Source organism: Pantoea sp. A4 (assembly GCF_000295955.2).
Classification (GTDB): Bacteria; Pseudomonadota; Gammaproteobacteria; order Enterobacterales; family Enterobacteriaceae; genus Pantoea; species Pantoea multigeneris.
In genome coordinates this window covers 1-19,859 of record NZ_ALXE01000051.1, presented here as the reverse complement: position 1 = coordinate 19,859, position 19,859 = coordinate 1, and the positions used below count along the sequence as shown (strand labels likewise).

Here is a 19,859-nt window from a genome sequence, read left to right as displayed (position 1 = left end):
TTATTTCACACCGACGTTGATGCCAGGGAAGTATTTCGCTGCCAGTTTAGTCACTGTGCCATCCTGCTGGATTTGGTTAATCGCCGTATCCAGCTTTTGTTTCAGCTCGGTATCGCCTTTACGCAGACCAAAACCGATACCCACGCCCAGTACCTCTGGATCATCATTCAACGGGCCACCTGCGAAAGCAAAGCCTTTGCCCTGTGGCTTATTCAGGAAACCTTCCTGGCCGGAAGCTGACATCACCAACGTGGCATCCAGACGCCCCGCGACGAGATCGTTGTAGACCTGGTTTTGATCCTGATAAGAGGTGATGGTCACACCCTGCGGTTCCCAATGTTTTTTCGCATAGGTTTCCTGGATCGAGCCTTGCAGAACCCCGATATTTTTCCCTTTCAGCGCGGCGGCCGTTGGCTGCAAGTTTTCACCCTGCTTCGCCACTAACATGGTTGGGATGGCATAAATGGGCTTCGTGAACAGCACATTTTTCGCACGCGCTTCGGTGATGTTCATCGCCGAGTTAATCGCATCGAATTTCTTCGCCTGCAACGCCGGGATCAGGGCATCAAAGCTGCTCTCAACCCAGCTACACTTCAGCTGCGCAGCCTTACAAATTGCGTTACCCACATCGATATCAAACCCTTCCAGATCGCCATGGGCGTTGCGGCTTTCAAACGGCGCATACTGTGATTCCAGACCATAACGCAGCGTGCCTTCCGCCAACGCCTGAACCGACGTTAACAGACCTAATCCGATCAGCAGAGCATTCAGTTTTTTCATTCGTTTTACCCCTGAGTTTTAACCTGTCACTTTACACAGTGCTTCCGCACCGGCTTGCAGAGTGGCGTCGTCTTTAGCAAATGAGAGACGTATTAATTTATTGTCAGTACCGTCTGTATAAAAAGCGGAGAGTGGAATGGTGGCAACCCCGTGATCAACAATCAGGCGTTTAACCATGTCACTGTCACTCTCGTCGCTGAAGTGTGCATAACTGGCCAACAGAAAGAAAGCACCAGCGCTGGGCAGCAATTTAAACGGTGAATTTTGCAGCATTTCACGCAGGCGATCGCGCTTTTGCTGATAAAACGCCGACAGACCGAGATAGTGTTGTGGATTTTGCAGATACTGCGCAAAGCCCACCTGCATCGGGGTATCGGCGGAGAACATCATAAACTGGTGAACTTTTACCAGCTCGTTCATCAGTTCAACCGGTGCCAGGCAATAGCCGACACGCCAGCCCGTCACATGGAAGGTTTTACCGAACGAGGAGACGATCACGCTACGCTGCGCCAGCTCCTCATGCCCCGCCATACCGCAGTGAGTATGACCATCAAACACAATATGTTCATAGACTTCATCTGACAACACCACAATATTGGTGTTGCGCGTCAGACGCGCCAGTTGGTCGAGATCGGCCTGGGTCAATATTTGTCCGCTGGGGTTGTGCGGGGTATTGATGATGATCATGCGCGTACGTGGGGTGATAGTCGCCTGCACCTGATCCCAGTTAATGGCAAAGTCTGGCTGTTCCAGCTTCAAACCCACCGGCACGCCGCCGTGCAACCGTACTATCGGGGCGTAGCTGTCAAAAGAGGGTTCGAAGAAAATCACCTCATCACCCTGATGAACCAGTGCGGCAATCGCCATGTAGAGGCCCTGGCTGGCACTGCCGGAGATCAACACTTCACTATCGACATCATAGCTGCGGCCATAAAGTTGCTGCACTTTATCAGCCAGCGCCTGCTTCAGCGCAGGAAGGCCGGTCATTGGTGCGTACTGGTTATGCCCCTGTTGCATCGCCGCTGCAACGCTGGCGACCAGTTGTGGATCGCAGGGGAAATTGGGCGCGCCTTGTGACAGGTTAATCGCGCGGTGCTGCGCCGAAAGCTGTCCGATCACACTAAAAATCGTGGTGCCGACATCCGGCAACTTTGAGGTAACGTGCACAGGGGTAATCAGGGACATAGGTTCTCCAGAAAAGCGCATAACAACTCAGCGATAACAGGTTTCTATTCAACGCAGCCAGCCTTGAGTCCACAAGCGAATTGTTGTCATAATAGCCATGACTAAAACGCATAGCTTGAGGTTGTGATGTCCCGAAGCGCCCTGCCACTCAACGGTATTCATGCTTTTCTTGTGACGGCCCGTCATCTGAATCTGACCCACGCGGCCCTTGAGCTGCATATCACTCAAGGAGCGGTAAGCCGGAAAATTGCCGCGCTGGAGGCATGGCTGGGTTTTGCGCTGTTTGAACGCCACGCGCGCGGCCTGCGGCTGACACCACAAGGCAAAGCATTACTCCCGGAATGGCAGCAGGGCTATGATTTACTGCTCAGCGCGGCGCAAAAAGCCAGCCGCCGTCAGGACGCGGTGCGTCTCAAAGCCCCCACCTGCGCGCTGCGCTGGCTGCTACCCTGTCTGGTGGCATTAGAGCAGCAGCGGCCCGATATTCACGTTGAACTCACTACCACCCTGGAACATGTGTCTCAGCTGGAAAATTTTGACGCCGCCATGGTGTATGGCAAAGCGCAGTCGCAGGCAACGGTGCTGTTCGAAGAGCAGATCACACCGGTGATGTCGCCAGACTTGCCCCGCCCAACGCAGCCAGAAGCGTTAGAACGTATGACTTTTTTGCATCCCACTCAGGATAAACGTGACTGGCAACTGTGGTTAGCTGAGCAGCATCTCTCCCTGACCATGGCGCGCAACCAGCACTTTGCCACCATGGATTTAGCCATCGGCGCGGCGTTGCAGGGTTTTGGCATCACGGTAGCCGATACCACGCTGGCGGCATCAGAGCTACGCAGCGGCCGCCTGGTTGCACCGTTTCCGCTGGTGGTGAAAACCGGTGCCAGCTACAGCTTGCTGCAACGGAAAGGCACCAGTGCGCATCCGGCACTGGCAGAGGTTGTTGCCTGGCTGGCGCAGTCAGCGCCGTCGCCGGGGTTTGCGAGCGAGATGGGCAGCCACCAGACGAAACACACGCAGTCTTGAGCGCATAAAATTGTGCTTCAGCAGAATCTGCCCTTGCCCCTTACAGCCTAACGACAGCGTGATGTCCTGCCCCGGACGCCACTGCGGCCAGAGGCAGCTTCCCTCAATGACATGGCTATATTCGCTGGTGTAGCGGGCAAAGTTAAACCAGTAGTCACACACCCGATCGGCAAATTCAGCGTCTTGTGCCGTGGCTGGGCGGGCAGCATCCAGCCAGCTCAAAACTCCCAGCGTGTGAAAAACGTAAGGCACATCACTGCCGTGCCAGGTGCCATTCGGGCTGATATCCCGCGTGTTTTCCGAAACATAATCAAACCAGTAGCGCCAGCACGGCATACCAATGCTGTGCTGGGCGTGGGCCAGCATCCACGGCATCAGGGTAAATGCGATATCGCGCGTCGCCTCGCGGGACAGGCGTATCGTGTCATGGATATCGTACATCCAGCGTAATACGCGCCAGCCAAGGTGCTTTTCGGGGATCAGACTGCTCAGCATCTTATGGGGTGAAGTGCCAAAGAAGTCCAGCACGCTGGCTTCATCGCTGGTGCTGCCAATCATCAACGGAATGCGCTGCTGCTTACCGCGTAGAAACGTTTTCATAATCGGCTGCGGCAGCACGCTGTCGCCCCACACCGGCACCGGGCCGTGCGTGTAGCGCCGGTCCAGCGGCCAAAAAGCTTCCGCCGGGATTGCACGTAATTGCTCCATGCTGGCATCCGCGCATAAGCCAAGGTGCTGGGCCACTTTCAGGCCGATACTGCGCAGTCTGTCACCGCTGGCCTCAGGCAGCGCATAAGCACTCTGCACAATCGCTTTGTGAAACAGCCCCGTCGCCAGCGGTGAACAGCACAAGGCCAGCGTACTCTGCGCACCGGCAGATTCGCCAAATAGCGTCACGTTGTCACGATCGCCACCAAAAGCCTGAATATTGCGCTGTACCCATTGCAGGGCTGCCAGCTGATCCAGCAGCGCAAAATTGGTGACGGGAACCTCCCCCTGTTCCGCATCCAGCGCCGGGTGAGCAAAAAATCCCAGATGACCAAGGCGATAATTAAGCGTGACCACCACCGCACCGCGTTGTGCCAGCGCCTGGCCGTCATAAGGGGGGAGATGCCCGGCACCAATGCGAAAACCACCGCCATGTAGCCACACCATCACCGGCAGTGGCCGCATGGGTTCAGGGTCCGGGGTCCAGACGTTGAGATACAAGCAATCTTCGCTCAGCGTGCCCGGATCGCCGCCAGCGGCATCAATACACATCTGACGACTTTGCAAAGCACCCGGCGCGAACCGCGTGGCGTCACGGGGTTGCGCCCAGGGTGCCAGCCGTTGCGGCGCGCGCCAGCGCAATGGCCCCACGGGGGGCGCAGCGTAGGGAATGCCGCGAAAAACAAAGCTGCCACCTTCAATCACTCCAGACAACTCACCTTCGACAGTGGTGATATTCAGACGCTGTTGATTTTTCATTGCAGGCTCCCTGCTTTATGCTCACTGCATTATTCACCCGGAAAAATCGGAATGTCCATTTATTGTACAGGGTAAAAGCAGCCATCAAATTTGCTGCAGTAGGGTTGAACGATTACATCAAATATTTTGAATATTCATTTGGGTGATTTTTACTTAAATTTACCTTACCAACTCGGTATGAGGAGCTGTGGTTATGTTTAGCGGCATTAATCAGCTTTTAGGTCGCCTCGGCGATCACCCCGACCTCGGCAAATTGCTGCTGAGGTTGACCGTCGGTGGACTGTTGCTGTTCCATGGCGAGGCCAAAATCATTCATGGTGTTGGCTGGATAGCGCATTTGCTGGCGGTTAGAGGGTTACCGGGTTTCATCGCATACGGTGCTTACATCGGGGAAGTTGTAGCGCCGGTAATGGTTATTGTCGGATTGATGACGCGCCCTGCGGCGCTGATTATCGCCATCAATCTGATCGTGGCTACGTTGCTGGTAAAAACTGGCGCCTTCTGGGATCGCACTGATGTCGGAGCCTGGGCGCTGGAAACGGAAGCGTTTTACCTGTCAGGTGCGCTGACCATCCTGCTGCTTGGAGCAGGAAAATACACTTTAGTGCGCGATATGCGCCTGCAATAAATACAAAGCCGGTCTTGATGAAACGCTGCTCAGGTGGCGCGTCATCAGACCGGCTTTTTTATGCCTACTGTACCGCCTTCAGGACTTAAGCCTGAGACTGGCGTTTTCCGCTAAAATGGCTTTTCAGCATCAACATCACGCTCGTCAGTAAGGCAGGGATCGACAGCAGCAGGAAAATGGTGCTGATTGACCAGCCCAGGGAAAGCATTTCCGCGCCGACCAGGGCACTAAGAATGGCGCCAATGCGCCCGATACCGTGCATCCAACTCGAACCGGTTGCCCGGGCGTGTGTCGGGTAGAAACTGGCGGAGAGTGCATTCATTCCGGTATTGGCGCCGTTAAAGCAGAAGCCGCAACAGAAGGCGATAATACTCATCGTCATGACCTCCGGCGGGCTAAAACCCAGGATCACAATACCTATCGCACCACTGAGGTAAATTATCGCCAGCGCCAGATTTTCATTGATTCGGTCCATCAGCCAGCCCGCAAACAACGAACCGAAAGTGCCGCCCGCCTGATACATGGCGGTGATGATCGCCGCTTCCACCACGGTCATACCGAGGTTATGCATCAGGGAAGGCAACCAGCTGCCAATCAGATAGACCAAAAATAGCGCCATAAAATAGCTGCCCCATAACATCAGGCTGCCAAACAGATAGCGTGGCGAGAGTACGGTGCTTATTGCCCCTTGCGGCTGCACCGCCGGATCGTCCTGGTGGAAGGCCGAGTCGGGTTGTGTGGCACCGGGCTGCATACGTTCGAAAATAGCGTGGATACGCTGCGCGGGCGCACGGCGATGAATCAGGAAACGTACGGACTCTGGCAATCCAAGAATGAGAAACGGTAGCATACTCAGGGACAACCCTCCGCCCATGAGCATCACGGCGTGCCAGGAGTATTTTGAAAGCAGCCAGGAGGCGGTCAGCCCCCCCGTTGCCGCCCCGAAGGTGAAGCCGCAAAATACTACGGTAATGATAAACGCACGCCGCCGCTCGGGCGCATACTCTGACACTAGCGTCCCCACATTCGGCATCGCCGCCCCCAGCCCCAGCCCGGTCAGGAAACGCAGTACCATCATCTGTTCTGGCGTTTGCGCCATTGAGGTGACCAGGGTCCAGAAGCCGAAAAACAGAACACTCAGGAGAATCATCACGCGGCGACCATAGCGGTCTGCCAGCGGGCCTGCGACCATCGCACCCAGCGCCAGTCCAACCAATGCAGCACTCATGATCATGCCGAGTTGATGGGTACTTGCTCCCCAGGTCGCACGCAGTGTCGGTGCAATAAAGCCCATCAGGGCAATATCCATACCGTCCAGCGCCACCACCACAAAACCCAGAAAGATGAGCCTTTTTTGCCAGAGGCTCAACGAACCCTGGTTGATTAACTGGCGGACATCTATCGCCTCGGCGCTGGTCACTACGGAACTCCTTAAACTGGCTCTACAGAGATATCAGTTTTTGTAAAAAAAACGGCTGCTATGATAGCCGATCGTTAACAATATGGGTGGGATTTTTTGCTGGATTTTACGTGAAGTGCGCCAGCATGGCGCTAAATCCATAATGGACATAAGGTTATAATCCACTGACTACACTACATTTTTTGGCCATTTTCTTTTTTTTCATTAAGTTAGTTGCCAGAACAGCGCGAGGATGACTATGTTAATGAGGTTTTGCAATCAAGTTAACACAATCCTTTAAATCTGTTTGCCTCATTGGCTGATTCGCCGTAACCTGGAACTATGAATAAAAATATCCTTTTCAATCAGCGCATTCGCTTGCGTCATCTTCATACATTCGTTGCAGTGGCGCAGCAAGGTACGTTGGGTCGTGCGGCAGAGACCCTGAATCTCAGCCAACCGGCCCTGTCTAAAACCCTTAATGAGCTGGAAGATCTGGCCGGTGCACGCCTGTTTGAACGTGGCAGATTAGGTGCTCAACTGACCACCCTGGGTGAGCAGTTTCTGATTCATGCGGTAAAAGTCCTGGATGCGTTAAACCACGCCGGACAAAGCCTTGCGCTGCCCGTCAACGATCGCCCCCTGGTCATCCGCCTTGGTGCGCTGACCACCGCCGCCATGGGGATGCTGCCGCAAATCCTTGATCGCTTTCACGAACAGCAACCCAATACCACCATTCAGGTCGCCACGTTACACAACAACGTACTGCTGGCAGGGCTAAAAGCGGGCGAATTTGATCTCTGTATTGGCCGCATGGCCGACAGCGAAATGATGGCAGGCCTGAACTACGAGCTGCTTTATCTGGAGTCGCTTAAGCTGGTGGTGCGGCCTGAACACCCGCTACTCAGTGACAACGTCACGCTTTCACGCGCCATGCAATGGCCCGTGGTTATATCCCCTGAGGGCACAGCCCCACGTCGTATTGCTCAACAAATGTTGGATGAGCAGGAGTGCCGACTGCCGCGCAACTGTGTGGAAACCTCGTCCACCTCCCTCGCTCGTCAATTGGCACTGCGCTATGACTATGTGTGGTTTGTGCCTTCCGGCTCAATAAAAGAGGATCTCGACCACAATGCGCTGTGCGCCCTGCCGATCACATCGCCAGGCCCCGGCGAGCCCATTGGCATTATTACCCGTCATGGCAACACCCTGAGCCTGACCGCGGAAATGCTCATTTCCACGATTCGTAAATCCAGCAGTTAACGCTGCTGGCGGCGAGCATGGCGTTCCCAGTTTTCGACCCGTGCCGCTTCACTTTTACGCAACCCAACATACAACGCGCCCTCGCCACCATGCTGCCGCTGCGCGGTGGCAAAGGTTTGCACCTCGCTAAATTCAGCTAACCAGCGCGCCAGATAACTTCGCACAATATTGGCATGTGACTCATTTTCACGCCCTTTGCCATGAATAATCAGTAAATTTCGTAATCCTTGTCGCTGAGATTCGCGGATAAAACTGAATAAAGCCTGACGACAGGTTTCTACCGGCTGGCGTAACAGATTCAGGCTGGCATCAAGGCGATACTCCCCTTTGCGCAGCTTGTCTAACACGCCCTGCTGAATACCTTCTGCTTTCCATTCCAGTTTTGTCGTCAAGGGAATGACGTCAAGAAATCCGCGCGTAAGAAAATTTTCGTCTGGTTGATCAGCATCTTGCTGTTTAGGCGGACGGGTTGAGGGAGCTTTGAGCCACAACGTGGTGGTCGCATCTTTTAGCGGGCTAACATCATTCATTGCCTCGCGAAACAGTGCGTCTTCATCAAACTCATTCATGCTTTTCCCCGCTTTTATAGCCAATTAATGGGATATATGACTGGATATTGATTAAATGTGTCAATGTTAACCTATAGTCGTTTGTTCCCCACCCCCGAAAATGATAAAATTCTCTAAGTCAGTTTTGCCTACTGGACCCCTAAATTATGATCCTTAAAACCTCCGTTAACCGTAATTCTACCGGCGGTAGCTGCACTATCCACTGTCAGGATTGCAGCATCAGCCAGTTATGTATTCCTTTCACGCTTAATAACAGCGAATTGGATCAGCTGGATAATATCATTGAGCGTAAAAAACCGATTCAGAAAGGCCATACCTTATTTCAGGCCGGTGATGAGCTGAAATCGCTGTTTGCCATTCGTGCCGGTACCATTAAAAGTTATACCATTACTGAGCAAGGTGATGAGCAGATTACGGGTTTCCACCTCGCAGGCGATTTAGTTGGCTTTGATGCCATCGTCGATCGTACCCACCCAGGGTTTGCCCAGGCGCTGGAAACCGCCATGGTGTGCGAAATCCCGTTTGAAACGCTGGATGAACTGGCCGGTAAAATGCCTGCACTGCGGCAGCAAATTTTGCGTTTGATGAGCGGTGAAATTAAAAGCGATCAGGAAATGATGTTGCTGCTCTCGCGCAAAAACGCGGAAGAGCGCCTTGCGGCCTTTATCTGGAATCTCGCCCGTCGCCATGGCCAACGGGGTTTCTCACAGCGTGAGTTCCGTCTGACCATGACCCGAGGTGATATCGGTAACTATCTCGGTTTGACCGTAGAGACCATCAGCCGACTGCTGGGCCGCTTTCAGAAGAGCGGGTTGCTGGCAGTAAAAGGCAAATACATCACCGTGGAAGAGCCGGTAGGTCTGTCTGAGCTAGCCGGCCAACATCACTGCGCTATGTAAGCTTTACCCGGATCAAAAAACCCATATTTTATTGATCCGGCAATATCTTTTTGCTTCTGCCGTGGCATTTCCTGCGCTATCTTTAAACCAAATCCGCTTTGGTTTAAGGAGAGTCTCAGATGTCCCGTTACCAAAATATCCTGGTCGTCATCGACGCCCAGCAGGATGATCAACCGGCCTTGCGCCGTGCGGTTTATCTTAATCAGCGCATCGGCGGCAAGATTAAGGCCTATCTTCCGGTCTATGACTTCTCTTATGAAATGACTACCCTGCTTTCCCCTGATGAGCGCACCTCAATGCGCCAGGGTGTTATTAGCCAACGCACCGAGTGGATCCGCCAACAGGCGCACGCCTATATTGAAGCCGGTGTGGAAATTGAGATCAAAGTGGTCTGGCACAATCGCCCCTATGAAGCGATTATTCATGAGGTGCTGCAGAACAATCACGATTTAGTCCTGAAGATGGCTCACCAGCATGACCGGCTGGAAGCGGTGATATTTACCCCGACGGACTGGCACTTGCTGCGTAAATGCCCCTGCCCGGTCTGGATGGTGAAAGATCAGCCCTGGCCAGAGGGCGGTAAAGCCCTGGTGGCGGTGAACTTAGCCAGTGAAGAGCCACACCACAACGCGTTGAATCAAAAACTGATCCAGGAAACCAGCGTGCTCGCTGAGATGGTTAATCACACTGAGGTGCATCTGGTCGGCGCTTATCCTATCACCCCAATTAATATCGCCATTGAATTACCCGACTTTGATCCTTCGGTGTATAACGATGCCATTCGCGGCCAGCATCTGGTGGCGATGAAGGCCCTGCGACAAAAGTTTGGCATTGGGGAAGAGTTTACCCACGTGGCGAAAGGCTTGCCCGAAGAGGTGATTCCCGATCTGGCCTCACACCTTGATGCCGGGGTGGTAGTGCTGGGTACCATCGGTCGAACCGGACTTTCTGCCGCTTTCCTGGGCAATACCGCAGAACAGGTGATTGATCACCTGCGTTGTGACCTACTGGCGATTAAACCGGATGATTTTGTTTCCCCGGTAATATTGCCAGCACAGGAAGAGTAACGCCTGGCTGCAAGTTAAAAAAAAACCCGAGTACGTAATGTGCTCGGGTTTTTTTATTCACAGAAGGATTACAGCGCTTTCAAAATCCCTTCAACGCTGGCTTTGGCATCGCCAAACAGCATCTGGGTGTTCTCTTTAAAGAACAGCGGGTTTTGTACGCCAGCGTAGCCGGTGTTCATTGAACGTTTGAAGACAATCACGTTCTGCGCTTTCCACACTTCCAGCACCGGCATACCAGCGATTGGGCTGCGTGGATCTTCCTGGGCCGCCGGGTTCACGGTGTCGTTCGCGCCGATAACCAGCACGGTGTCGGTGTCGGTGAAATCGTCGTTGATTTCATCCATCTCCAGCACCACGTCATAGGGCACTTTCGCTTCTGCCAACAGGACGTTCATGTGGCCCGGTAAACGACCCGCCACCGGGTGGATACCAAAGCGAACTTTAATACCGCGTGCACGCAGTTTATCGGTGATTTCCGCCACCGGATACTGCGCCTGCGCTACCGCCATGCCGTAGCCTGGGGTGATGATGACCGACGTGGAGTTCTTCAGCATCTCTGCGGTCTCTTCAGCGGTGATCTCACGGTGTTCACCGGTCTCTTCTTCGCCGCCCACGCTCACGTCAGTACCAAAACCACCGGCAATAACGCTGATGAACGAGCGGTTCATCGCTTTACACATGATGTAAGAGAGGATCGCACCGCTGGAACCGACTAATGCACCGGTTACGATCAGCAGATCGTTGTTCAGCATAAAGCCTGCGGCCGCCGCTGCCCAACCCGAGTAGGAATTCAGCATGGAAACCACAACCGGCATATCAGCACCGCCGATAGAGGCCACCAGATGCCAGCCAAATGCCAGCGCAATCACCGTCATCAACAGCAGTGCAAAGACCTGCGCACCGGTGCTAGCCGTGTTCACGAACCACAGCAACAACAGGAAAGAGACAACCAGCGCCAGCAGGTTCAGCTTGTGGCGATGTGGCAGCATCAGTGCTTTTGAGGAGATTTTGCCACACAGTTTGCCGTAAGCGACCAGTGAACCACTGAAGGTCACTGCACCAATGAAGATGCCAAGGAACACTTCTGTCAGATGGATGTTTTCCATCACCGGCGCAAGACCCGGCGCGTGGTCAATGTAGCTGTTAAAGCCAACCAGCACCGCCGCCAGACCCACAAAGCTGTGCAGGATTGCCACCAGCTCTGGCATTTCGGTCATTTCGACTTTCTTCGCCAGGCGGACACCAATCGCACCACCAATCACCATCGCCAGCAGAATCCAGGCAACGTTACTGCTGTGCGGGCCAAAAATGGTGGCCAGCAGCGCAATTGCCATCCCGCTGACACCAAAGATATTGCCCTGTTTGGAGGTCTCATGCTTCGAGAGACCCGCAAGGCTAAAAATAAACAGAATTGCGGCAACAATGTATGCTGCAGTCACTAATCCGCCAGACATGTGTTACCCCTTACGAAACATTTTCAGCATACGCTGAGTGACGGTGAAGCCGCCAAAGATATTGATGCTGGCGATCAGCACAGCGAAGAAAGCCAGTACCGTGACCCAGCCACCGTGCCCCATCTGCAATACCGCCCCGACCACAATAATGCCGGAAATAGCATTGGTGACCGACATCAGCGGGGTATGCAGAGCATGGCTGACGTTCCACACCACGTAGTAACCCACCACGCAGGAGAGCGCGAACACGGTAAAGTGCGACAGGAACTCAGGCGGCGCGACATTCGCCAGACAAGCAAACAGCACCACAACCAGTGCCAACAGCAGGTATTTGCGCCATGGTGAAGTCGGCTTAGCTTCTTCCTTTTTCACCGGCTGGGCCGCAGCAGCGGCTTTTGGCGCAGCAGAAACCTGAATCGGTGGCGCAGGCCAGGTAACTTCACCTTCACGAATGACGGTAACCCCGCGTACTACCACATCTTCAAAGTCCACCACGATCTCGCCGTTCTTCTCTTTGCACAGCAGCTTCATCAGGTTGACGAGGTTGGTGCCGTAAAGCTGGGAAGACTGCGTTGCCAGGCGGCTTGGCAGGTCGGTATAACCGATGATTTTTACGCCGTTGTCGGTCAATGTGACCTGATCGGCCACGGTCAGTTCACAGTTACCGCCGGTTGCCGCGGCCAGGTCAACAATCACGCTGCCGGGTTTCATGCTGGCGACCATTTCGGCCGTGATCAGTTTCGGTGCCGGTTTACCTGGAATCAAAGCCGTGGTGACGATGATGTCCACTTCTTTTGCCTGGGCGGCAAACAGTTCCATTTCTGCCTTGATAAAGGCAGGTGACATCACTTTGGCATAGCCGTCGCCGCTGCCTGCTTCTTCTTCGAAGTCCAGTTCAAGGAACTCGGCGCCCATACTCTGCACCTGTTCTTTCACTTCAGGACGGGTATCGAACGCACGCACGATAGCACCCAGGCTACCCGCAGCACCGATAGCCGCAAGGCCCGCAACACCGGCACCAATAATCACCACCTTCGCCGGGGGTACTTTACCTGCCGCAGTGATCTGTCCGGTAAAGAAGCGTCCGAACTCGTGGGCCGCTTCCACAATTGCACGGTAACCCGCGATGTTCGCCATCGAACTCAGGGCATCCAGCGACTGTGCACGGGAAATACGCGGCACAGCGTCCATCGCCATGACCGTGACGTTGCGTGCCGCCAGTTTCTCTAATAACTGAGGATTCTGCGCAGGCCAGATAAAGCTGACTACGGTGGAGCCTGCACGGGTCAGTTCTACTTCTTCGTCATCCGGTGCATTCACTTTCATGACAATATCAGACTGCCAAACCTGCTGGCGCTCGCTCAGCGTGGCACCCGCTGCAACATAGCTTGCATCATCAAAGCTGGCGCGCTGTCCGGCGTCATGCTCGATAGTGACGCTGAACCCCAGCTTGATCAGCTGCTCAACGGTCTTTGGCGTGGCTGCCACGCGAGACTCGTTGCCCAGCCGCTCTTTGGGTATTCCAATTAACATAGTGTTCCCTTTCATCGGTTAAGGATGATGGCCATTAGATCGCAAGACGCGCCCGGCCCGAATTCAGATTCAGGCTAACTGGCGCGTAGTGCACTTGTTTCGAAGTATTTATAACCTACTGAAAATATGTGGCTGGATCTACATACATAGGCCTTACTTATGACATTCGCGCCATTATTCACGCACAAATGTCAAATAGCGCACTTTGCCACTGCATTTTGAAGGGTAAAGGGAATAATTCACTATGCAAAATCGTGTCACCGAGCATTTAGTGCCATTAAAAACCTTTATTTAACAATATGTTAACCGATTAATTAATAAGCATTACCGGAATTAGTGGTAATTAGTTTAAAAAAAAGCCATAACAGACACACATGACAGCAGCATGAAAAATTGCGCTAAATTGCTGTCCTGTATCGCATAAATTGGCTGAGACAGTTGGTTTATTACATGCAATAATCGGCGGCTGACCGTTCATACAACCAGAGTTCGGCACGTATTCGTACTCCATTTTGCGCAAGGCGAAGGATTATTTTTATGAAGCTCAAGAACACCCTTTTGGCGTCGACTACCCTCTTATCCCTGCTGTCAGCACATGCGTTTGCTGCTCAGGAACTGACGCCACAAAGAGCGGCCGAGTTACAACCATTCCAACGTATTAATATCACCGGTCGTTTTAACTCGATTGCCGATGCAGCTGACGCCGTATCTAAACAAGCTGATGCCCAAGGTGCCGCTTCTTTCTATATTCAGGGCATTAACGACAGCAACGGTAACAGCGGCAACTGGCGTGTGACTGCGGATATCTATAAAGCAGATGCGCCGAAATCAACGCCAGACACCACCCTGCGCAGCTTCAACGGCGTGAAAGAGCTACCAAAAGCCCAGGCTTATCGTCTGGAACCGTTTGATACCGTTTCTGTCAGCGGGTTCTTCGCTAGCCAGCCAGATGTGACCGATGCCATCTCTAAAGCCGCTAAAGAGAAAGGCGCAGACATGTTCTTCATCGTACGTCAGATTGATGCCAACAATGGTGGCAACCAGTTTGTTACGGCTTATGTGTACAAAGCCGATGCGAAACAGCGTGTGGTGCAGAATTCTGACCTGATCCCCGCAGATTCAGCGGCAGGTAAAGCAGCCCTGGCCGCCGGTGGTGCAGAAGCGAAGAAAGTCGAAATCCCAGGCGTCGCCTCTTCCGATACGCCAAGCAACAAAGTGGGCCGTTTCTTTGAAACGCAAAGCTCTAACGGTCAGCGTTACACTGTAACCTTACCAAACGGCACCAAAATTCAGGAAGTGAGCGCAATCACCGCAGCACAGATGCAGCCGTTTGATAGCGTAACCTTTACCGGTCACTTCGGTACGCCAACCGAGATTTCGGAAGAAGTGGCAAAACGCGCAGCCGATAAAGGGGCGAAGTTCTACCACGTCACCCGTCAGTGGCAAAACCAGAGCGGCGGCAACCTGACCGTTTCAGCTGATCTGTTTAAATAAGCGTTTGGGCGGCTTCGGTCGCCCTGTTACTTGTTGCTCAATGGGCAGCAGAAGGCAGTGATACCTGCAACAGATCGTCGAGTTGCTTTAACTCTACCGGTTTGCGGTATTCATGCTGAATAGCGGTGAGCTGCTGATCGGACAGGGGATATGGCAACTGGATTTCAAACTGGCGAATCTGCTGTTGCTCTGCCAGCGTGATCAGGCGGGCGATATTGATCTCATCGCTGACCTGAGTTGAAATGATTTGTAATGCTAATTCTTTAAGCGGGTCGTTGCCAGGCTGTACACTGCTCGCAGATTTGCGCGTCACCATGCCAAAGATGGGAAGGACGCCGTAGATGGCATCGACAAAACTCCAGCGTTTTTTACAAGATGCGGAGAGAAAATCACTATAATTGAAGCAAATGCGGTCACTGTATCTGGCAGCAGCCAGTTCTTTATCAGACACCCTCGCACTCCTCCTGGGGTTATTACGATTCCGAATCCTGCGTAGAAAAACGCAGTCGTAATGATGGCACAGTTTGCCGGTTAGATACCAGTGACATAAGGATATTTCGTGCGGTGAGCACACTGATTGTGCATTCGCCGCCCCAGCCATGCTGAAAGCGCACGATGAATAAAATAGTTTTTGTAGAAGATGAGCCTGAAGTAGGCGAACTGATTGCCGCATACCTCGGGCGCCATGACATTGAGGTTGTGGTGGAAACCCGTGGCGATCGCGCTGAAGAAGTGATCGCCCGCGTGCAGCCTGAGTTAGTGATGCTGGATATCATGTTGCCGGGTAAAGATGGCATGACACTGTGCCGCGATTTGCGCAGCCACTGGCAAGGTCCCATCGTCCTGTTGACCTCGCTGGACAGCGATATGAACCACATTTTGGCGCTGGAAATGGGTGCCAATGATTATATTCTGAAGACCACGCCACCCGCCGTGCTGCTGGCACGCTTACGTCTACACTTGCGTCAGGCACAGAGCGGGGGGGCTGAAGATGCGCCAGTGACCTCACAACCGCAACAGCAGCGCATGCTGCGTTTCGGTTCCCTGAGTATTGATGCGTTAAACCGCCAGGTCACGCTGTTTGAGGAACAAATTGCCCTCTCCACCGCAGATTTTGATCTGCTGTGGGAGCTGGCTATCCATGCCGGGCAAATTCTGAACCGTGACGCACTGCTGAAAACCCTGCGTGGCGTTAGCTATGATGGTATGGATCGCAGTATTGACGTGGCCATTTCGCGCCTGCGCAAAAAGCTGCATGACAGTGCCACGGAGCCGTTCCGTATCAAAACGATACGCAACAAAGGTTATCTCTTCGCTCCACAGGCCTGGGACACCCGCTCGGTATGAGAAAACTCTTTATCCAGTTCTACCTGTTGCTGTTCGTCTGTTTTTTGGTGATGACCCTGCTGGTCGGGCTGGTGTATAAATTCACCGCCGAGCGCGCGGGTCGCCAGTCCATGAACGATTTGATGGCCAGCTCACTGTTTTTAATGCGCAGCGAGTTGCGCGAGATCCCGCCGCGCGACTGGAATAAAACCATCAAGAGCCTCGATCTGAACCTCTCGTTTGATCTGCATATCGAGCCCATGAGCAAATATGAACTTGATGAGCCAGATATGCGACGCCTCGCGGCTGGCGGTATTGTCGCGCTGGACGATCAGTACACGTTTCTTCAGCGTATTCCCCGCAGTCACTATGTCCTGTCGGTGGGTCCCATTCCCTATCTGTTTTATCTGCACCAGATGCGCATTCTGGATATCTCCCTGCTGGCTTTTATTGGCATGTCTCTGGCGCTGCCGGTGTTTATCTGGATGCGACCGCACTGGAAGGAGATGCTCCGGCTGGAGAAAGCCGCCCAGCGCTTTGGCCGTGGCGAGTTGGATGTGAGAACCCATTTTGATAATACCTCCAGCCTGTTCCGCCTTGGGGTGGCGTTTAACCAGATGGCCGACAATATCAATACGCTGGTCGCCAGTAAGAAACAGCTGATTGACGGGATAGCTCATGAGCTACGTACGCCGTTGGTACGCCTTCGCTATCGGCTGGAGATGAGTGATAACCTGACGCCCGATGAGTCGGTGGCCTTAAACCGTGACATCGGTCAGCTTGAGAGCCTGATCGAAGAGTTGCTCACGTATGCCCGCCTCGACCGGCCTCGGGTCGATCTCAACTTGCAATCCTTTGACCTGGCTGAATGGCTGCGCGTGCACCTCGAAGATGTTCGCGCCTTAAATCCTGATAAGCAGTTCGATGTGCATATCCCACAACATCAGAACCGGGGTATGGCGGATATTCGTTTGATGGAGCGCGTGCTGGATAATCTGGTCAATAACGCCATGCGTTATGCGAACCAGCAGCTGCGCGTAAGCCTGTGGTTTGATGGCAACATGGGCAGCCTGCAAGTGGAAGATGATGGCCCAGGTATTCCGCCGGAAGAGCGCCAGCGGGTATTTGAACCCTTTGTCCGTTTAGATCCCAGCCGCGATCGCGCGACCGGCGGCTGTGGTCTGGGCCTGGCCATCGTCCATTCCATTGCTCAGGCGTTGGGCGGTGAAGTATTGATTGAAGGCAGCCCGCTGGGTGGTGCCTGTGTTCGCTTTTGCTGGCCGGTTGTTTTACCCTTGCGGGAAGGCCCGTCTCGTTAACTGTTTTACAAGGAGTGTTTTGTGACGTCTGCTTATCAGCAACTTGCTGCACGTTTTCAGCGTATTTCTCGTTTTGCCCATCTGGGTGCTATTGCCGGTTGGGATATGCATACCATGATGGCGCCCGGTGGCAGTCAGGCACGTGGTGAAGCACTGGCTGAGCTGAGCGTGCTTCAACATGAACTGTTGACGGACAGCAAACTGGGTCAGTGGCTGGAAGCGGCCGCACAGGAAGACCTGAACGATATTGAGCGCGCTAACCTCTATGAGATGAAGCGTGCCTGGCAGCAGGCAACGCTGCTACCCGCCAGTCTGGTGGAAGCAAAATCCATTGCTGGCTCGCGCTGCGAACACGCCTGGCGTCAACAGCGCCCCGCTAATGACTGGCAGGGTTTTGCGGCCAATCTAAAAGACGTGGTGCGTTTGAGCCGTGAAGAAGCCCAGTTGCGTGCGGAAGCCAACGGGACGTCACGTTACGATGCCCTGCTCGATCTGTTTGAGCCAGGCATGACCAGTGCCAAACTGGATATCACTTTTGGCGAACTGAAAAGCTGGCTGCCGGATTTGCTGCAACGCGTGGTGGCGAAGCAATCACAGCATCCGCTGGTGCAACCGCAAGGCCCCTTTGCGATCGAAGCTCAGCGCGATCTTGGTCTGAGTATCATGAAGACGCTGGGGTTTGATTTCCAGCACGGTCGTCTGGACGTGAGTGCCCATCCCTTCTGCGGCGGTGTGCCTGAAGATGTCCGCATTACCACCCGCTATAAAGATGACCACTTCCTGAGTGCGATGATGGGCGTGATTCATGAAACCGGCCATGCGCGTTACGAACAAAATTTGCCTAAGACCTGGCGCGGACAACCTGTTGCGCTGGCGCGTTCCACGGCCGTACACGAGTCGCAAAGTCTGTTCATGGAGATGCAACTGGGGCGCAGCCGTGAGTTTCTACAGTTCATTCTGCCGCAGGTGACCCGGCTTTTAGGGGCACAACCCGCACTGGAAACGGAGAATTTCATTCGGCTGACCCAACAGGTGAAACCGGGCTTTATTCGCGTCGACGCCGATGAGCTGAGTTATCCGGCACATGTGATTTTGCGTTATGAGATTGAACGCGCGCTGATTGAAGGTGAGATCGAAGTCGAGGATATTCCGGCGCTGTGGGATGAGAAGATGCAGCAGTCATTGGGGCTGGATACTCGCGGTAACTATCGCGATGGCCCGATGCAGGATATTCACTGGACCGACGGTGCCTTTGGTTACTTCCCGACTTATACCCTGGGGGCTATCTACGCAGCACAGCTGTTCCAGTCAGTTGAGTTGGCGATCCCACAGTTGCGCGATCTGCTGGTACAGGGTGAGCTAGACGCAGTATTTGACTGGCTGCAGCAGAATATCTGGCAGCATGGCAGCCGCTTCCCAACTGACCAGCTATTACGTAACGCCACCGGCAATACGCTGGATACCTCCTGCTTCCGTCGCCACCTGGAGCGCCGCTATTTGCAGGCTTGAAGTGACAGCGTTTGATTAGTGCGTTGGTCAGCCGGTATTCGGCCCCTTCCTCTCCTGGTTGTTTCTTGACCACTGCGGGTAAGATTGAAACTGTACTCAACGCACTCCCCGGGACGAAGATCAAAATCTGATCGGTCGATTGACGTCAGCGGTCTCCACCCGTTACGCAGCGTGCGGTGAGGGCTATTCTCACCCACACCGCTGTGGACAGCCCGACGTTGTGCATTTTCAGTCGAATCAGGTGTGACGATAGGCCTGACACCTTCTTCCTCTTCCAAGGCAGAATCTGCAGCATCGGTTATAAAGACGGAGTGCTGACCAAAGGGTTGGGTCCCACACTTACATCAGATTTCGATTGCTGATCGAAAGTATATGTGATTTCGGCTAAGCCGCCATTGACTCACGTCAGAAACGCCGGAGTCAGGCACTTTATCCTTTCGTACATTCCCGTTGTACATTCGGTTACACGCCGATACCAAAGACCCACGGAAAGCTTTCTTTCGATTACATATAGTCTTATCACCGGCCCCGCAGTGGGCTAATTGATGATAAAAGCTCGAGGAATTTGCAATGAAAAAATTATTTGCACTGGTGATCGCCGCTGCTATGGGTCTGTCTTCTGTTGCGTTCGCAGCTGACACCACTGCGGCTCCAGCTACCACCACTACCCCTGCTGCTGCTCCAGCCGCTGCTGCTCCAGCTGCTAAAGCAACTCACAAAGCTAAAGCGACTCACCATAAAGCTAAAGCGAAGAAAAAAGCAGTAGCTCAGAAAGCTCAGGCTGCTAAGAAACACAAAAAAGCGAAAAAAGCTGCTGTAGCTCAGAAGGCTCAGGCTGCTAAAAAACACCACAAAGCGAAAAAAGCGGTAGCTCAGAAAGCTCAGGCTGCTAAAAAACACCACAAAGCGAAGAAAGCTGTAGCTCAGAAAGCTCAGGC

At 53.5% G+C, this 19,859-nt stretch carries 18 protein-coding genes; 10 read left to right on the top strand and 8 right to left on the bottom strand.

Features of this window, described 5'->3' with window-relative positions; all coding sequences use genetic code 11:
• Positions 1-780 (bottom strand): transporter substrate-binding domain-containing protein, encoded by a 780-nt coding sequence (locus tag B880_RS0121125; protein ID WP_017349459.1) that lies wholly within the window; start codon positions 778-780, stop codon positions 1-3.
• Positions 781-798: 18 nt separating this feature from the next.
• Positions 799-1,965: a methionine aminotransferase gene (locus B880_RS0121120; protein WP_017349458.1), complete on the bottom strand. Its 1,167-nt coding sequence runs from the start codon at positions 1,963-1,965 to the stop codon at positions 799-801.
• A gap of 126 nt (positions 1,966-2,091) precedes the next feature.
• On the opposite strand from B880_RS0121120, the gene B880_RS0121115 reads away from it, so the two are divergent.
• Positions 2,092-2,994, top strand: coding sequence for a LysR substrate-binding domain-containing protein (locus tag B880_RS0121115; RefSeq protein WP_017349457.1), 903 nt, complete (start codon positions 2,092-2,094; stop codon positions 2,992-2,994).
• Here the strand turns inward: B880_RS0121115 and B880_RS0121110 are convergent.
• Positions 2,929-4,461 carry a carboxylesterase/lipase family protein gene (locus B880_RS0121110; protein WP_017349456.1) on the bottom strand — a complete coding sequence of 511 codons (1,533 nt, stop codon included), beginning with the start codon at positions 4,459-4,461 and terminating at the stop codon, positions 2,929-2,931. The genes B880_RS0121115 and B880_RS0121110 overlap by 66 nt on opposite strands.
• Positions 4,462-4,654: 193 nt before the next feature.
• Between B880_RS0121110 and B880_RS0121105 the strand changes: the two genes are divergently transcribed.
• Positions 4,655-5,089, top strand: a complete 435-nt coding sequence (locus tag B880_RS0121105) for a DoxX family protein (protein WP_017349455.1) — start codon at positions 4,655-4,657, stop codon at positions 5,087-5,089.
• 85 nt (positions 5,090-5,174) lie between these two features.
• Here the strand turns inward: B880_RS0121105 and B880_RS0121100 are convergent, their stop codons facing one another.
• Positions 5,175-6,509, bottom strand: coding sequence for an MFS transporter (locus B880_RS0121100; protein WP_017349454.1), 1,335 nt, complete (start codon positions 6,507-6,509; stop codon positions 5,175-5,177).
• 321 nt (positions 6,510-6,830) lie between these two features.
• Here B880_RS0121100 and B880_RS0121095 point away from each other — a divergent pair, with 321 nt between their 5' ends.
• A complete protein-coding gene (locus B880_RS0121095; RefSeq protein ID WP_017349453.1) occupies positions 6,831-7,751 on the top strand; it encodes a LysR substrate-binding domain-containing protein in 921 nt (306 codons plus the stop codon).
• Here the strand turns inward: B880_RS0121095 and smrA are convergent.
• A complete protein-coding gene (gene smrA / locus B880_RS0121090) occupies positions 7,748-8,320 on the bottom strand; it encodes a DNA endonuclease SmrA (RefSeq protein ID WP_017349452.1) in 573 nt (190 codons plus the stop codon). The genes B880_RS0121095 and smrA overlap by 4 nt on opposite strands.
• A 146-nt stretch (positions 8,321-8,466) precedes the next feature.
• On the opposite strand from smrA, the gene B880_RS0121085 reads away from it, so the two are divergent.
• Together B880_RS0121085 and uspE are read left to right on the top strand one after the other, a co-directional pair.
• Positions 8,467-9,219, top strand: a complete 753-nt coding sequence (locus B880_RS0121085; RefSeq protein ID WP_017349451.1) for an FNR family transcription factor — start codon at positions 8,467-8,469, stop codon at positions 9,217-9,219.
• Between the two features lie 119 nt (positions 9,220-9,338).
• Positions 9,339-10,286 (top strand): universal stress protein UspE, encoded by a 948-nt coding sequence (gene uspE, locus B880_RS0121080; protein ID WP_017349450.1) that lies wholly within the window; start codon positions 9,339-9,341, stop codon positions 10,284-10,286.
• 68 nt (positions 10,287-10,354) lie between these two features.
• Here uspE and pntB read toward each other — a convergent pair whose 3' ends face one another.
• Entirely contained in the window at positions 10,355-11,740 is a 1,386-nt protein-coding gene (gene pntB, locus B880_RS0121075) for a Re/Si-specific NAD(P)(+) transhydrogenase subunit beta (RefSeq protein ID WP_017349449.1), read from the bottom strand.
• 3 nt (positions 11,741-11,743) lie between these two features.
• Entirely contained in the window at positions 11,744-13,273 is a 1,530-nt protein-coding gene (gene pntA, locus B880_RS0121070; protein WP_017349448.1) for a Re/Si-specific NAD(P)(+) transhydrogenase subunit alpha, read from the bottom strand.
• A gap of 537 nt (positions 13,274-13,810) precedes the next feature.
• Between pntA and ydgH the strand changes: the two genes are divergently transcribed.
• Complete coding sequence (ydgH, locus tag B880_RS0121065) at positions 13,811-14,767, top strand: DUF1471 family protein YdgH (protein ID WP_017349447.1); 957 nt, start codon at positions 13,811-13,813, stop codon at positions 14,765-14,767.
• A gap of 37 nt (positions 14,768-14,804) precedes the next feature.
• Here the strand turns inward: ydgH and B880_RS0121060 are convergent, their stop codons facing one another.
• Positions 14,805-15,218, bottom strand: a complete 414-nt coding sequence (locus B880_RS0121060; RefSeq protein ID WP_017349446.1) for a hypothetical protein — start codon at positions 15,216-15,218, stop codon at positions 14,805-14,807.
• Positions 15,219-15,382: 164 nt separating this feature from the next.
• On the opposite strand from B880_RS0121060, the gene rstA reads away from it, so the two are divergent.
• From rstA to asr, 4 genes are all read left to right on the top strand, one after another.
• Positions 15,383-16,114 carry a two-component system response regulator RstA gene (rstA, locus tag B880_RS0121055; RefSeq protein WP_017349445.1) on the top strand — a complete coding sequence of 244 codons (732 nt, stop codon included), beginning with the start codon at positions 15,383-15,385 and terminating at the stop codon, positions 16,112-16,114.
• The gene (gene rstB / locus B880_RS0121050) at positions 16,111-17,412 is read left to right on the top strand and encodes a two-component system sensor histidine kinase RstB (protein WP_017349444.1); all 1,302 of its coding nucleotides are present in this window, start codon (positions 16,111-16,113) and stop codon (positions 17,410-17,412) included. The genes rstA and rstB overlap by 4 nt, the downstream gene beginning before the upstream one ends.
• A 21-nt stretch (positions 17,413-17,433) precedes the next feature.
• Positions 17,434-18,921, top strand: coding sequence for a carboxypeptidase M32 (locus tag B880_RS0121045; protein ID WP_017349443.1), 1,488 nt, complete (start codon positions 17,434-17,436; stop codon positions 18,919-18,921).
• A gap of 570 nt (positions 18,922-19,491) precedes the next feature.
• Positions 19,492-19,859, top strand: a 368-nt coding sequence (asr, locus tag B880_RS0121040) for an acid resistance repetitive basic protein Asr (protein ID WP_017349442.1), incomplete at its 3' end; no start/stop codon positions are given.